General features: G+C 35.7%; 13 protein-coding genes. 7 read left to right on the top strand and 6 right to left on the bottom strand.

All coding sequences use genetic code 11. From position 1 onward, the window contains the following. Nucleotides 1-9: 9 nt before the first annotated feature. Nucleotides 10-2148: a methylmalonyl-CoA mutase gene (scpA, locus tag ACNQGD_RS02595; protein WP_417998188.1), complete on the top strand. Its 2139-nt coding sequence runs from the start codon at nucleotides 10-12 to the stop codon at nucleotides 2146-2148. A 334-nt stretch (nucleotides 2149-2482) separates the two neighbouring features. Continuing rightward, nucleotides 2483-3001 (top strand): hypothetical protein, encoded by a 519-nt coding sequence (locus ACNQGD_RS02590; RefSeq protein ID WP_417992600.1) that lies wholly within the window; start codon nucleotides 2483-2485, stop codon nucleotides 2999-3001. Between the two features lie 68 nt (nucleotides 3002-3069). On the opposite strand, the gene ACNQGD_RS02585 is transcribed toward ACNQGD_RS02590, so the two are convergent. The 5 genes from ACNQGD_RS02585 to dapF form a co-directional block, all read right to left on the bottom strand. Continuing rightward, nucleotides 3070-3717, bottom strand: coding sequence for a peptidoglycan-binding protein LysM (locus ACNQGD_RS02585; protein ID WP_417998187.1), 648 nt, complete (start codon nucleotides 3715-3717; stop codon nucleotides 3070-3072). Between the two features lie 97 nt (nucleotides 3718-3814). Next, on the bottom strand, nucleotides 3815-4693 hold the full coding sequence (locus ACNQGD_RS02580) for a DUF2279 domain-containing protein (protein WP_417998268.1): 879 nt from the start codon (nucleotides 4691-4693) through the stop codon (nucleotides 3815-3817). Nucleotides 4694-4737: 44 nt separating this feature from the next. Then, nucleotides 4738-5778 (bottom strand): endolytic transglycosylase MltG, encoded by a 1041-nt coding sequence (gene mltG, locus ACNQGD_RS02575; RefSeq protein ID WP_417998186.1) that lies wholly within the window; start codon nucleotides 5776-5778, stop codon nucleotides 4738-4740. Nucleotides 5779-5867: 89 nt separating this feature from the next. After that, on the bottom strand, nucleotides 5868-6401 hold the full coding sequence (locus tag ACNQGD_RS02570; protein WP_417992597.1) for a GNAT family N-acetyltransferase: 534 nt from the start codon (nucleotides 6399-6401) through the stop codon (nucleotides 5868-5870). Between the two features lie 32 nt (nucleotides 6402-6433). Further along, nucleotides 6434-7237 (bottom strand): diaminopimelate epimerase, encoded by an 804-nt coding sequence (gene dapF, locus ACNQGD_RS02565; RefSeq protein ID WP_417998185.1) that lies wholly within the window; start codon nucleotides 7235-7237, stop codon nucleotides 6434-6436. Nucleotides 7238-7374: 137 nt separating this feature from the next. Here dapF and ACNQGD_RS02560 point away from each other — a divergent pair, with 137 nt between their 5' ends. Both ACNQGD_RS02560 and ACNQGD_RS02555 read left to right on the top strand, forming a co-directional pair. Continuing rightward, entirely contained in the window at nucleotides 7375-8775 is a 1401-nt protein-coding gene (locus ACNQGD_RS02560) for a trypsin-like peptidase domain-containing protein (protein WP_417992595.1), read from the top strand. Between the two features lie 159 nt (nucleotides 8776-8934). After that, the gene (locus ACNQGD_RS02555) at nucleotides 8935-10383 is read left to right on the top strand and encodes a glyceraldehyde-3-phosphate dehydrogenase (protein ID WP_417998184.1); all 1449 of its coding nucleotides are present in this window, start codon (nucleotides 8935-8937) and stop codon (nucleotides 10381-10383) included. Between the two features lie 346 nt (nucleotides 10384-10729). On the opposite strand, the gene ACNQGD_RS02550 is transcribed toward ACNQGD_RS02555, so the two are convergent. Further along, nucleotides 10730-12136 carry an APC family permease gene (locus ACNQGD_RS02550; RefSeq protein WP_417998183.1) on the bottom strand — a complete coding sequence of 469 codons (1407 nt, stop codon included), beginning with the start codon at nucleotides 12134-12136 and terminating at the stop codon, nucleotides 10730-10732. 451 nt (nucleotides 12137-12587) lie between these two features. On the opposite strand from ACNQGD_RS02550, the gene ACNQGD_RS02545 reads away from it, so the two are divergent. From ACNQGD_RS02545 to ACNQGD_RS02535, 3 genes are all read left to right on the top strand, one after another. Next, on the top strand, nucleotides 12588-13043 hold the full coding sequence (locus tag ACNQGD_RS02545) for a DUF6932 family protein (protein WP_417998182.1): 456 nt from the start codon (nucleotides 12588-12590) through the stop codon (nucleotides 13041-13043). Beyond that, nucleotides 13030-13962: a hypothetical protein gene (locus tag ACNQGD_RS02540; RefSeq protein ID WP_417998181.1), complete on the top strand. Its 933-nt coding sequence runs from the start codon at nucleotides 13030-13032 to the stop codon at nucleotides 13960-13962. The genes ACNQGD_RS02545 and ACNQGD_RS02540 overlap by 14 nt, the downstream gene beginning before the upstream one ends. A gap of 148 nt (nucleotides 13963-14110) precedes the next feature. Continuing rightward, entirely contained in the window at nucleotides 14111-14443 is a 333-nt protein-coding gene (locus ACNQGD_RS02535; protein ID WP_417998180.1) for a hypothetical protein, read from the top strand. The last annotated feature ends 78 nt before the right edge of the window (nucleotides 14444-14521 follow it).

Raw genomic sequence — 14521 nt, 5'->3', positions numbered from 1 at the left:
GGTAAACAAATGAAAAGAAAAGATTTACAACATATAAAATTAGAAAGTTCGACGTTGAAAGTAGAGAATGAAAATTCTTTGACTGATGCATTTCTCACTGCAGAAGGAATCGAACTAAAACCAACGTATTCGGAACAAGATATTGAGAATCTTACCCATCTTGATTTTGGCGCTGGTTTTGCACCAAATTTACGCGGACCTTACGCAACAATGTACGTCCGCAGACCTTGGACAGTACGCCAATATGCCGGATTTTCAACTGCCGAAGAAAGCAATGCTTTTTACAGAAGAAACCTAGCAGCGGGTCAAAAAGGACTTTCAATCGCTTTTGATTTACCTACGCATCGCGGCTATGATTCTGATCACGAACGTGTAGTAGGCGATGTTGGAAAAGCGGGGGTTGCGATTGATTCCGTGGAAGATATGAAAGTATTATTCGACCAAATTCCGCTGGAAGAAATGTCAGTTTCCATGACCATGAATGGCGCCGTTTTGCCCATTATGGCTTTCTATATTGTCGCTGCCGAGGAACAAGGCGTTAAACCCGAATTACTTTCCGGAACGATACAAAATGACATTCTGAAAGAGTTTATGGTGCGTAATACCTATATCTATCCGCCAACACCTTCGATGAAAATCATTGCTGATATTTTTGAATTCACCAGCAAAAAAATGCCCAAGTTCAACTCGATTTCTATTTCAGGATACCACATGCAAGAAGCGGGAGCCACTGCTGATATTGAATTGGCTTACACGTTGGCTGATGGATTGGAATACATAAGAACTGGATTAGCAACCGGAATGAAAATTGATGAATTTGCTCCAAGATTATCCTTTTTCTGGGCGATTGGTATGAACCATTTTATGGAAATTGCCAAAATGCGTGCGGGAAGAATGATATGGGCAAAACTGGTAAAACAATTTGAACCAAAAGACGATAAATCATTAGCCTTGAGAACCCATTGCCAAACTTCGGGTTGGAGTTTAACAGAGCAAGATCCGTTTAACAATGTGGCTCGAACCTGTATTGAAGCTGCAGCAGCCGCTTTTGGAGGAACACAATCCTTACATACCAATGCTTTGGATGAAGCCATAGCTTTACCAACGGATTTCTCGGCAAGAATTGCCAGAAACACGCAACTCTATTTACAAGAAGAAACAAAAATCACCAAAACCGTTGATCCTTGGGCCGGAAGTTATTACGTAGAAAGTTTGACGAATGAAATTGCCGAAAATGCTTGGAAACTTATTCACGAAGTGGAAGAACTCGGCGGAATGACCAAAGCCATTGAATCTGGAATTCCAAAACTTAGAATCGAAGAAGCAGCGGCCAGAAAACAAGCCAGAATAGACAGCGGCCAGGATATTATTGTGGGCGTAAATCAATACCGATTAGAAAAAGAAGATCCTTTACAGATTTTGGATGTGGACAACCAAATGGTTCGCAAGCAACAATTGGAACAATTAGACCGAATCAAAGCGACTAGAGATACTGAAAAAGTCCAAAATTCATTAAAAAAACTAACCCTTTGTGCGCAAACGGGAGAAGGTAATTTATTGGAAATTGCCATTGAAGCCGCCAGAAACCGAACAACATTAGGAGAAATCAGTGATGCATTGGAAGCAGTTTTTGGAAGATATAAAGCACAAATTAAATCCTTTAGCGGTGTGTATAGTAAAGAAATAAAAGACGACAAAAGTTTTGAACAAGCAAAACAATTAGCAGATGAATTTGCTAGAAAAGAAGGACGTCGTCCTCGAATAATGATTGCCAAAATGGGACAAGACGGACACGATCGTGGTGCAAAAGTTGTGGCTACCGGTTATGCTGATGTTGGTTTTGATGTAGACATTGGCCCACTTTTTCAAACACCAGCGGAGGCTGCCAAGCAAGCGGTAGAAAATGACGTGCATATTTTAGGGGTTTCTTCTCTAGCAGCCGGACACAAAACACTTGTACCGCAAGTAATTGAAGAACTAAAAAAATACGGCCGCGAAGATATTATGGTGGTTGTAGGCGGAGTAATTCCTGCCCAAGATTATCAATTTTTATTTGATTCGGGTGCGGTTGCCGTGTTTGGTCCAGGAACAAAAATTAGTGAAGCCGCCATTAAAATATTAGAAATTTTAATGGACAGTTTCGAATAAAAAAGAACACTATAATTTTCAATTTTATCTAAAGCACCAATCAAAAAATTGGTGCTTTTTTTATTAAAACTAAAAACATACTATTCCTATTAAAAAAGAAATTATTTCCCTGATTTTCTTAACATAAGTTATGGTATACATTAACGTAAAAACCTAAATTAAAAAGCTAAATTTACATAAGCATATTTATTTTTGTTGAAAATTTAAATTTTTAAAATACTGATATATAGATAATTACATGAATTTAAAAAGGGGAAGTAAAACAGCAAGCCTTAAGATTTATTAGTCTATTGAATTACGAAAAAATCAATCATTAATTTAAAACTGAAATATTATGAAAGCACTTATTATTATACTTTTTTTAAGCGTTACTATAGCATCCTATTCACAAGAAACTCCAAAAGGTAAAATTAAAATCGAAGAATTACCTGGCGTAGTCATTAAAAGAGTTGGCTCAGATTTTTCTGTTTATATTCCTGACAATAATCCAGACCAAAGAGTACGAACTGTAGAAGAAAAATTTATTGCCTTTGATTTAGGTAAAGATGCTGAAGGGTTTGAAGAATACCTTGTAGTAATGGAAGTAAAAAATGGATCTTTGACCGCAACTTACAATGAAAACGGAAAATTAATACGCGTTGTGGAAGAATTCAAAAACGTTAAACTTCCCAGTGAGGTGATCTATTCTATTTACCGAGCATATCCCGGTTGGTCCATTGTTAATGACAGTTTCCTTTATTCACAGTCAGAAGGGGATATTATCAAAAAACAATATAACATTAAAATTAAAAAAGATAAAGAAACCGTGAAATTAGTGGTGCGTCCCAATGGGGAAATTCTTAAAGCGAAATAATTTGATTTAGAATCAAAAAAGGCTGTCAAAAGCAATTCAGACAGCCTTTTATATTTTGTCTAAACTATTTAAATTTGCATGTTTTTTACGTTTGCATTGCTATCAGCAACAATAAAAGAAGTATCATAACCCCCAAATAGTTTCATATAAGTTCTTATAGAAGTTCCGTAAGCATCTCTGAAATAGCGCTTACCCTTATTTTTAAAATACTTTTTTACTGATCCTGCACCTCCAAGATGAGCCGCAGCTAAAATTCCAGATTCAGTAACCTGTATTCCGTTGAGTATTGTTCCTTCGTATTTTTCAATCTCCTTTTTCAGTTCCCATTTATTTTTAGCCAAAAGTGCGATAAATGCTTTTTCTTGTAATTCAGGACTATTTAAAAAAGTAGAACTATTCCGAACTCCAACAGACTTTAAAGTCTCAATACCAAATTGATATTTGCCTAAATATCCTAAAGAATTGATTTTTTTATATTTACTTTCAGATTCTCTGTATCCGATTGCTTCCTTAAAGCCAACGAAAAAATTTCCAGTAAAAGGGATATTCGAATTAATGTAATCTTCTTGCTTTTCAGAAGGAAATAAGTAGTGTGTTCCTTCTTCTTCATTGATAAGAAACCAAGGGCTGGTTTCTAAGTTAAACGGTTTAAAACCTGAGCTTAAAAAAACTGTAATTACAGTCAGACTAGTGTAAAAATACCACTTCTTTATCATAAATTGTTTTTCTTCAAAACGCTGTCCCGTTAAGAAATTTCTATGTGCAAAGATACAACAAAAATAATTATACTGATAATCAGGTAGTTAAACTTTTCTAAAAATAGATGAAGTGGTATTTTATATCGTTAAAACGCACAAATTCGATTGTAGGTGCAGGAATTTTAACGGTATTAAAAACAGAGAAAACGGTCTTTAAAAAATGGGATTTGGTCTTAATTTTTGTTAAATCAACATCCAAACTAAGGTAAAATTGTCTGAATCTTTGTGGATTCAAAGTTAAAACTGGGGATATATCTTCTTTGTTTCCGGTTATCATACCATCAGCCCCATAACCCATGGCCAAGTTGAGCCATTTTGGTATTTTTGAGCCTTTAGCGAAAGAATGCAAATTTACCGAAAGCCAATAGGTTTGTCCATTATAGTCTTTTAGAATTTGCTCCGTAAATGAACTTCCTAAAACCTCAGGTCTGTAATTGGCATATTTTGTAGTATGAAAAGAAAATTTAGGCGTAATACGTTGTTCCCTCCAGATTAATTCTTGTGAAACATATAAAGCAGTACCGGAAGCATTTGCCACAACATCACCTAATGAAGCGCCCCATTCAGAGGAATACCCATCTAAAACCTCAACTGCAGTTAAAAATGCAAAGCCTAAGCCCGCTCCATACAGCATTTGATTTTTTTTATTGGCACCACTCCATTCTAGCATTTCAGCATCAAATCGTCCCAAATGATACGATGAAAATACATGACCGGCTTTATCCATTTGAAGCCACTCTGAATTGTCATTTATAAAATGAAAATCAGATTTGGGATACTCAGCATACCAAGCTTGATTCAAAGCTATTAAAGTTCCCGTAGCCAAAATAGCTTCCGAAATGATAACCGCATTTTGTCTCTTTATATCTAAAGAATCGGATGGTTTAAAGAAACTATCCGCTGTATCTTGAGCAAAAGCAGTTTGAAAAATCATCCAAAACAGCAACAAAAAGACAACTTTTTTATTCCACCCCAAAACTATCTTTTTACGCCTTGGCTGTTGATCCAATCCGAATATTTTTTGGCGTTTTTATTGTGTTCTTCTAAAGTAGCGGCAAACTCGTGGTATCCAAAGCGCTCCACACTGGCACAGAAGTAAATGAAATCATTTTTCTCAGGATCTAAAACAGCTTCTAATGCTGTAATATCAGGCATAGCGATAGGTCCCGGTGGAAGTCCCACATTCATATACGTATTGTAAGGATGGCTCATTGTCAAATCATTGTAAAAAACCCTTTTGATGACTTGGTTAAAATCATTCGATTTCTTTTTCATCGCAAAAATAACAGTTGGATCAGCCTGCAATGGCATTCCAGCTCTTAAACGATTCAAATACACGCCTGCAATTCTTGGTCTTTCGTCTTTTTTAACGGATTCTTTGTGCACTATTGAAGCCAGAATAGTCGCTTCAATAGGAGTTAATCCTTGTTTTTGTGCTTTAGCAACTCTTTCTTTATTCCAAAAATTACGGTATTCCTTGATCATTTTATCTCGGAATTTTTCTGCCGTCGTGTTCCAATAAATCTCATACGTATTCGGAATGAATAGCACCAAAACATTTTCTTCGTTGAACCCGTTTTCTTTTAAGAAAATAGAATCTTTGAAGGAATTTAATAATGACAGACTGTCGGCTTCTATTTGAGAACCTACACGTCCGGCTAAATTCTCTACTCGTTCCTGATTATTGAAAGCCAATTTTACAGGCGAATTACGTCTTAATGTTTTTACCAATTCATAACTGTTCATTCCTTTTGTGAATAGAAAACGACCCGGAATAACATTGTCAGAATAGCCTCTTTTATTGGCCACCATTTCAAAACGATCCATATTCTCTATATAGGGTGTAATAATCTTCTTCACTTCTTCGTATTTAGAATCCGTCGGAACGTAGATATACACTTCTTTATCTGTAAATTTTGTGTTGCCAGAAAAAATCTGTTTCAATAATATTAATCCATAAATCATTAATATTGATATTAAAACAATGGAAGCAATGGTGATAATTTTCTTAATATTCATAGGTGATCTTATTTTTTTATGGAATTACAACCGGGTCATTCTTCCTATTTATTTGATTTTGAAATGGTACTAATTCAAAACTAAAAAATTTAAAATTTAGTATTGATTAATTGAAAAACAGCTTCGTCTTTATAAACGCCCTTTACAAAGGTCCAGTCTCTCTTCACGCCTATCATTTCGAATCCAAATTTAGTAAAAAGTGCCTTACTAGCTTCATTTTCGGTTCCTATATTTGCATATAATTGGTGTAAATTAAGATTGCAAAAAGCATATTCGATTAATAACCCTAAAGCTTCTGAGCCAATATTCTGTTTTCGGTTTTCGTTGTCTTGGATTACGATACCAACTCCTGCCCTGTTGTTTTTTGGATCAAAATCAAATACATCGATTAAACCCAAGGCTGGAAAATCCTGATCCTGACAAATAGCCAATCGCAATTGCTTGGCTTCATATATATCCTGATGAGCATTTTCTAAATATTGTTTGACTAAAAACCGGCTGTATGGCGTATGCGTATTACTGACTTCCCAAATGCTCTGGTCGTTTTCTATGGCATAAACAAACTCCAAATCATTGGGTTCTAATGCACGAATATAGATGTTATTCCCTTTTAATGTTTTCATTTAGGTATTTAGTTCTTGGTTTTGGGTTTTAGTTATATCTCAATCGTGCCTTTAAATACAAAATCAGCTGGTCCTTTGAGAAAAACATGGGTAAATTGACCCTCATTTTTATCAAAAGAAACGACTAATTTGCCGCCTTCTACATTCAAATCAATTGAAGAGGCATCCGTTTTTCCTAAAACGTTCATTGCAATTGCAACAGCTGTAGCGCCTGTTCCGCAAGAAAGGGTTTCATCCTCTACACCTCTTTCGTAGGTTCGTAACGAAAAAGTAGTCTCGTCAATTTGTTTTACAAAATTGATGTTGCTTCCAGCTTTTCCATACAAATCACCGTAGCGAATGGCGGCTCCGTTTTCCTTTGTATTGTAATTTTCTAAATCGTCTACGAGCTGCACATGGTGTGGCGAACCCGTATTCAAAAACACATGATCCGAACTCACTTTTACCTCAGCAACATCTATCATTTGTAGCGAAACCAATCCGTCATCCCCAATTGTTGCGTGATGCAAACCATCTGTTGCTATGAAAGTAGTTTCATTCTCGATTACGTTCAGCTTTTTGGCGAAAGCCACTAAACACCTCCCACCATTACCGCACATAGAGCTTTGGTTTCCATCAGAGTTGTAATAGACCATTTTGAAATCAGTGGTCGTTGCGAGGTCCGAAGTAATCGAGTCGTTTTCCAATAAAATAAGACCATCGCCACCTATTCCAAAACGTCTGTCGCACAAGTGCGCAATGAGTTGTATATTCTCTTTTGGGAAAAAATTTGAACGATTATCAATCATGACAAAATCATTTCCAGTTCCTTGGTATTTATAAAATTCTAGTTGCATTTTAATTGAATTGAGTGATACAAAAGTACGAACTATTAATGAAATGTTAATCATTGTTAAAGAGCGTTAAACTGTATTTTACAAAGCTAAATTAGTTTTATTTTTACGGGGAAATATCTTAATAAACGAATTTAATTATGAAAAAATTTTCAACACTTTTTATGGTTTCACTGTTGAGCGGAGTAGTAACACTAGGTTCATACAAATTATTATTTGACACTAATGGGTATTTTTCCAGTAAAAAAAATTCAGGCGTCACAACGGCATCGGATTCTTACGGAAAAAAAGTAGGATTATCATCGGATGTACTTGATTTTACTGAAGCTGCAGAAAAAACCATCCATACGGTTGTACACGTAAAAAACGTATCCCGCAGAACAATTACGAATCCTATTTTAGAATATTTTTATGGGTATAAAGGAGGACAATCCCAGGAACAAGTAGGAACGGGTTCTGGCGTAATCATTTCTGAGGACGGATACATCGTAACCAATAATCACGTGATTAAAGGTGCATCAGAGATTGAAATTACCCTAAACAACAAAAAATCATACGTGGCAAAACTCATTGGAACCGATTCTAAAATGGATATTGCCTTATTGAAAATTGACGTAGAGGAGAAATTACCGTATACCGTTTTTGCCAATTCTGATTCGGTTAAAGTGGGCGAATGGGTTTTGGCTGTCGGTAATCCGTATAATTTAACGTCCACGGTAACCGCCGGAATTGTTTCGGCGAAAGCCAGAGATTTAGACACCAGCGGAATCCAATCTTTCATACAAACAGATGCTGCGGTAAATCCCGGAAACAGTGGAGGTGCTTTAGTCAACACACGTGGTGAACTCATAGGAATCAACACGATGATTTCCTCCATGACTGGTTCATACGTAGGCTATTCGTTTGCGGTTCCTTCAAATATTGCCCGAAAAATCATTGAGGATCTTATGGAATTTGGGAATGTACAACGTGGAATTCTTGGTGTTGAAGGAGGCGAATTGAACAGTATTAGTTCTAAAGAATTAGGAATAACGCAAACGCAAGGATTCTATATTAATAAAGTAACCAAAAATTCCGGCGCCGAAAAATCTGGACTTGGAAAAGGCGATGTCATCATCAAATTAGACGAGCAAAACGTGGCTACTTTCGCTGATCTCTCCGGATACATCAATACGAAAAGGCCGAATGACAAAGTACAGGTTACGTATATCAGAGAGGGGAAAACCAGAGTGGTTCCCGTAATTTTGAGTAAAAATGAGTTTTTCAATGCAGAGTTTAAGGGCATCGAATTAGAAAATATTGAAGCCGCTGATAAGAAAAAATTTAAAATTGATTACGGTGTACGAATCAAATCCATAAATAGCCAAACCTTGAAACAATACGAAGATGAGTTGATAGGAAATATTATTTTGAGTATTGACAATGTAAAAGCAACGGATGTGGAAACGGTATCTAAACTTTTAAGTAAAAAAGAGGAAAATCAGACGGTACGAATCGAAATGATTAATAAAAATGGAGAAGTACTGCGCGTGATACTCTAAAACATTTGAATTTTAAAAAACCAAAGCCATCTTGAAAAACAAGGTGGCTTTTTTTATTTTACAAATAAATCATAAAACACGTTACGAAATCGATTGAAATGGGTACTTTTGCGCAAATTTTAAAAAATACAATTCCTTATTTTTCATTAAATTTTCAACATGGCAACCACAACTTTATACGAAAAGGAAGTTACTTTTCAAGCCGACAGGCGACGTGCAGCAGTAAAACTGATCAAAATCATCAGCGATTTATGGTATGATAAATCCATAGAAATGGTCTTATTCAGGAATCAATTAATTGATAGAAATGTCAGTGACATTATCAACCTGCATGAATATGCGGCCGAATTTGTTGACAAACCCATTTCAGTATTTGATTCGGTTAAAATTGCAAAGGCTATTTTAGATTTAAATTTACCCCCTGCAAAATTGGACATTGGTAAACTGACGTATGAATATGGTTTAGAAGAAGATAAATATCCGGATGCCAAGTATTTTGTGATTGATAAATTAAAAAATGCCAAAAACTCTGAGGACATACACCCCAAAGATGTTGTACTGTATGGTTTTGGCCGAATTGGTCGTTTATTGGCCAGAGAATTAATGTCTAAAACCGGAAAAGGAAGTCAAATGCGATTGCGCGCTATCGTGACACGTGATAAAAATGACGCCACTTCGCTTGAAAAAAGAGCTTCTTTATTGCGATACGATTCGATTCACGGTGATTTTCAAGGCTCCGTAACTGCTGATATTGAAAACAATGCTTTGATTATCAACGGAACCACCGTTCACATTATTACTGCAAACGGACCTGAAGAGATTGATTACACACTTTTTGGAATTGACAATGCATTGGTAATTGACAACACAGGCGCTTTTACAACCCACGAAGCATTAAGCCGACATTTGGTTTCCAAAGGTGTGGATAAAGTATTGCTTACCGCTCCTGGAAAAGGAGTTCCTAATATTGTTCATGGTGTAAACCAAAATGAATACAATCCAGACGAAATTAACATCTTTTCGGCAGCATCCTGCACAACCAATGCAATCACACCAATCCTGAAAGTTGTTGAAGATACTTTAGGAGTTGTCAAAGGACATCTTGAAACCATCCATGCCTACACGAACGACCAAAATCTTGTGGATAATATGCACAAAAAATACCGTCGTGGAAGAGCAGCAGCCTTAAATATGGTCATTACCGAAACAGGTGCCGGAAGTGCTGTTGCAAAAGCATTGCCAAGCCTTGCCGGAAAATTAACGTCAAATGCGATTCGGGTGCCGGTTCCTAACGGTTCATTGGTAGTCTTGAATCTTGAAGTGTCCAGAGAAACATCGCTGTTAGAAATCAATGCTATCATGAAAAAATATGCCTTGGAAGGCGATCTGGTAGAGCAAATCAAATATTCTTTGAATAACGAATTGGTTTCTTCGGATATCGTGGGAACATCGGCTCCTGCCATTTATGACAGTAACGCTACAATCGTTTCTGCCGATGGAAGAAACATTGTGTTATACATTTGGTACGATAACGAATACGGCTACAGCCACCAGGTTATTCGATTAGCAAAATACATTGCCAAAGTTAGACGCTTTACGTATTACTAGCCTATAGATTACAGGTTGATGGTTGCAGATTGTAATTTTTAGTTTTTTAGTTTTTAGATTTAGATTGAAGAAAGCAGCAACCCAGCCTGAATTAAATAGAAAATCCGTCGCGTTATCAAACGAGACGGATTTTTTTATTTGCATTTATACGGTATTGTTGTGCCGAATTTAACCACAGATGAAACGGATTAAACGGATTTTTTGTAAAGTAAAACTGTCATTATTGTACCGAATGGGACACGGATTAAACGGATTTTTACTGATTTCCAAAAAAGTTACATTTGAAAATTCGATTTAAAATCCACAAATTCACACTTCACAATTCATAATTAATAATTAAAAAAAACTACTCCTTAGCTTTTGTCAAATAATACACCGGAATACCAATAAGCATAATCAAAACACCCCAACCACTGGTACTCGTTTTAGTATACAACAAAGCAATACAAATAGCCGTAGCGATAATAAGGTACAATCCTGGCAAAAATGGATATCCAAAAGCTTTATACGGTCTTTCGGCATTTGGCATTTTCTTGCGCAGAATAAATATTCCTAGGATAGTCAAGATGTAAAATATCAAAACGATAATAACCACAAAATCCAATAAATCACCATATTTCCCCGTGAGACACAACGCAGAAGCCCAGATACACTGCGCCCAGATAGACCAAGCCGGAACACTTGCGTGATTCAATTCAGCCGCCTTCTTGAAGAAAACACCGTCTTGCGCCATCGTATAATACACTCTGGCACCCGCCATAATTAATCCGTTATTACAGGCAAAAGTCGAAATCATAATCATCACAGCGATAATTAATGTTCCCACTGATCCAAAAATACTTTGCGAAGCCACAACAGCCACACGATCCGATTCTGCTGTAGCAATTTCATATAAAGGTACTACTGCCAAGTACATGATATTAGCCAAAATATAAATCACACTCACGATTAAGGTTCCTAAAAACAAACTCAATCCCACATTGCGTTTTGGATTTTTTATTTCTCCGGCGATAAAAGTGACTCCTTCCCAAGCCACACTGGAGAACATAGAACCTACTAAGGCTGCCGAAATCCCAGATATCAAAGCCGTTCCGCTAATAGGCAACCACGAACCCGTTGCTATATTTAGTGTTTGTGAAGTCCACGCATTCGTCCAGTTCGCATCCCAAACTTCTGCTTTGGCAGCCATAAAACCAAAAATAATCAAACCTGCCAACGATAAAATTTTGATAACCGTCAGAACTGTTTGTAGAATCTTAGAGTTTTTCACCCCACGACTGTTGATGTAACTCAGCAAAATAATCGTGAAAATAGAAACAATCTGAGCCGCATTGAGTTTGAAGTCTCCTATTTCATATAAAATATTCTTATCACTTAAAGGCGCATACAAGTAAGCGGCAAATTTAGCAAAAGCCACTCCCACGGCAGCAATTGTACCGGTTTGAATCACGGCAAAGAAACTCCAACCGTACAAGAAACCCACCAGTTTCCCATAGGCTTCCTTGATGTACACATATTGTCCACCCGCTTTAGGAAACATCGCGCTCAACTCGCCATAACTCACAGCGGCAATCACCGTAATAGTACCCGTAAGCACCCACATAGCAATTAACCAACCGGCAGATCCCAACTGGCGCACCATATCGGAGCTTACAATAAATATCCCGGAACCTATCATAGAACCCACCACAAGCATGGTTCCGTCGAGTAATCCTAATTCTCTTTTAAAATCGTCTGGTTTTTGGTCTTCCATAAAGTGACTTTTTGGTTTTTAGTTGGCTAAAGATATACTTTTTTTAGAAATTTCATAAAAGGGAGGAGAAAAGTGAGAAGTTTAGAGTGACGAATATAGAGGCAAGAGACAAGAACAAAGAGTGAGAATTAACTAACCAATTATTCCTTTGGGCGTGACCCTGCAGTAGCTTTGTCGTTCCTCCTCGCCACTTTGGGTCGGGCGGTACGCTGTATCTTTATTTTCTTAAATAAAGAAAATAAAGGATGCCGCTTCCCTCCCTCACGCAAACCGCAATAACTATAACGTTTATTCTTTTCAAGAAAAATTGTAAGAAAAATTGAGTATATTTGAGAAAATATAAAGCGAAAGAAAAATTCGCCAAACATCCCGTATTTTGGTGCTTTTAAGAAAGTTTGTTTCGCCTATATACTAGTTGGCAGTAAGTCTACGAGAAACCACACAAATAACTATGGACAAACCCGAATTTGAACCAATTTTTCCACCAGGATTTCATACAATTGATTTAAATCAATTAGATGATTTGTTTGTTACAAATTTTGAAAGCAACTCAAAAAGACAAATTCTAGTAAATCAATTAAGGAATTTTTTGGACGAGTTATCTAAATTAAACACTAATTTTGAAATATGGCTCGACGGATCTTTTACAACATTAAAAGATGAACCTGAAGACATAGATATTTTAATTGTTTACAATATTGTTTCATTAAATGCATTGTCAGACGAGAAAAAATCGATCGCTAACATCCTGTTTAATAGACAATTAACTAAAATAAGATATAATATTGACATTTTACTTTGTCCAGATGATGATGTAAATAATAGAAGTTATTGGCGCGGTTGGTTTGGATATTCGCGAAGTGAACAACCAAAGGGAATAGCAAAATTTAATTATGGCAACAATTAGTAATTTACAAGAAAACATAATCTATCTTCGATCCCAAATCGAAGAACTTAGTTCGTTACTTTCAAGCGAACCACAAAATTTTGCCGTAAAAATCCAAATAGAAAATTACAAATCCGAAATAACAAATCTACAAAGTTATCTTTATACTGAAAATTTAAAACGTAACAAAGAAATAATAGCATTACGGTTAATTGGGAATATTGCAAAAAACGGAACTTTTCCATTAGGTTCTGTTGGAGGTATTACAAATTCATTTTCAAATGCTCTTTATAAGACTTCCCAATTTCTACAATTCGGCAAAAAAGGTGGTAAAAAAATAGAAACTTTAATGAAAAATTCATTAGACATTCGTTTAGAAGGTTTAGGAGTAGGTTCTACAATATTCTATGTTTCAGCAAAAACAAGTCCAGATATTTTCGGGAATAGTATTGTTCAAAATTCGCTTGAAAACACTTTTGAATTATTTTCTTCCAATGATGAATCTGAATTAATGGAAAATATTGAAAAAGTTGGTACTAAAAATTCTAAATATTTTTCAGCATTTTTAGAAGAATTAATTCACGATAATTTAGAAGTTGAAATTACTTGGGAAAGCCCAAATTACGAAACGAAAAAATGGTTTGGAACCTCTGAAAAAATTTCAATGTTCTATAATACTTTTAAAAGTATAGAAATCTTAGAACCCGAAACACTAAGTTTTGAATCTGAAATAATTACTTTAAGTTTAAAAAATAAAATTGAAGTATTTGATAGAAGTAATAATCAAACTTATACAGTAAAATATCCAAATTCTATAATGACTTTAATTAAAGAATTGCACGTTGGAGAAGTTTGTAACATAGTAATCACAAAAACAACTATTATAAATACTCTCTCACAAAAAGAAAAATTTGAATACAATCTAGTCGAAATAAACTAGAAAACAGCTACTACAACGGATTTGGGCATTTGGCGTAATGGAAAAATGGGTTTCTATCTGGAATGATTTGGCAAATCCGAATAATGGGCTTAATTTAGTCCCAAACTGCTTGTAGCGCCAGAACGTTACAAAAAAACTCAAAACAAAAATGAAATACGCCGAATTTAACATTGACTCGAATAAAATAGAATTCTTAAACTCTGTTTTTGGAATGGAAAGCGTTTTATTGAATGGGAAAATAATTTCTAAAAAGTTTTCTTTTTCTGGAATTACCCACGAAATAAAACTACCCGCCAGAGATTTAATATTGGAATCTAAATACAAACAATTCGACAAAAAAGAAATCAAACTTGAATTGAAAGAAAATGGCGTAGTACTCAAGCAACAATTTGTAAAAATAGACAAAAAGCAAAGATTTTTTTGGTTCCTAATTGGAGTAGGCTTGGGTTTTGCACTCTTTAGACTTCTAAATTTACTTTAGGAATACCTGAATTTATAAAACCCGTTCGCTTGGATGTTTATAATCCGTTCCACTCGCAGTTTTATGTTTCTTTCCCAG

Source organism: Flavobacterium glucosi (genome assembly GCF_048286535.1).
In the GTDB taxonomy this organism is placed as follows: domain Bacteria; phylum Bacteroidota; class Bacteroidia; order Flavobacteriales; family Flavobacteriaceae; genus Flavobacterium.
The sequence above is the reverse complement of the archived record's forward strand: the minus strand, read 5'-3'. Positions and strand labels throughout refer to the sequence as shown.

Coding starts and splice junctions, on each gene's coding strand:
- ACNQGD_RS02560 (WP_417992595.1), top strand. CDS start 7,375: ATGAAAAAATTTTCAACACTTTTTATGGTTTCACTGTTGAGCGGAGTA.
- scpA (WP_417998188.1), top strand. CDS start 10: ATGAAAAGAAAAGATTTACAACATATAAAATTAGAAAGTTCGACGTTG.
- ACNQGD_RS02550 (WP_417998183.1), bottom strand. CDS start 12,136: ATGGAAGACCAAAAACCAGACGATTTTAAAAGAGAATTAGGATTACTC.
- ACNQGD_RS02570 (WP_417992597.1), bottom strand. CDS start 6,401: ATGAAAACATTAAAAGGGAATAACATCTATATTCGTGCATTAGAACCC.
- ACNQGD_RS02590 (WP_417992600.1), top strand. CDS start 2,483: ATGAAAGCACTTATTATTATACTTTTTTTAAGCGTTACTATAGCATCC.
- ACNQGD_RS02540 (WP_417998181.1), top strand. CDS start 13,030: ATGGCAACAATTAGTAATTTACAAGAAAACATAATCTATCTTCGATCC.
- dapF (WP_417998185.1), bottom strand. CDS start 7,237: ATGCAACTAGAATTTTATAAATACCAAGGAACTGGAAATGATTTTGTC.
- ACNQGD_RS02545 (WP_417998182.1), top strand. CDS start 12,588: ATGGACAAACCCGAATTTGAACCAATTTTTCCACCAGGATTTCATACA.
- mltG (WP_417998186.1), bottom strand. CDS start 5,778: ATGAATATTAAGAAAATTATCACCATTGCTTCCATTGTTTTAATATCA.
- ACNQGD_RS02535 (WP_417998180.1), top strand. CDS start 14,111: ATGAAATACGCCGAATTTAACATTGACTCGAATAAAATAGAATTCTTA.
- ACNQGD_RS02585 (WP_417998187.1), bottom strand. CDS start 3,717: ATGATAAAGAAGTGGTATTTTTACACTAGTCTGACTGTAATTACAGTT.
- ACNQGD_RS02555 (WP_417998184.1), top strand. CDS start 8,935: ATGGCAACCACAACTTTATACGAAAAGGAAGTTACTTTTCAAGCCGAC.
- ACNQGD_RS02580 (WP_417998268.1), bottom strand. CDS start 4,693: ATGATTTTTCAAACTGCTTTTGCTCAAGATACAGCGGATAGTTTCTTT.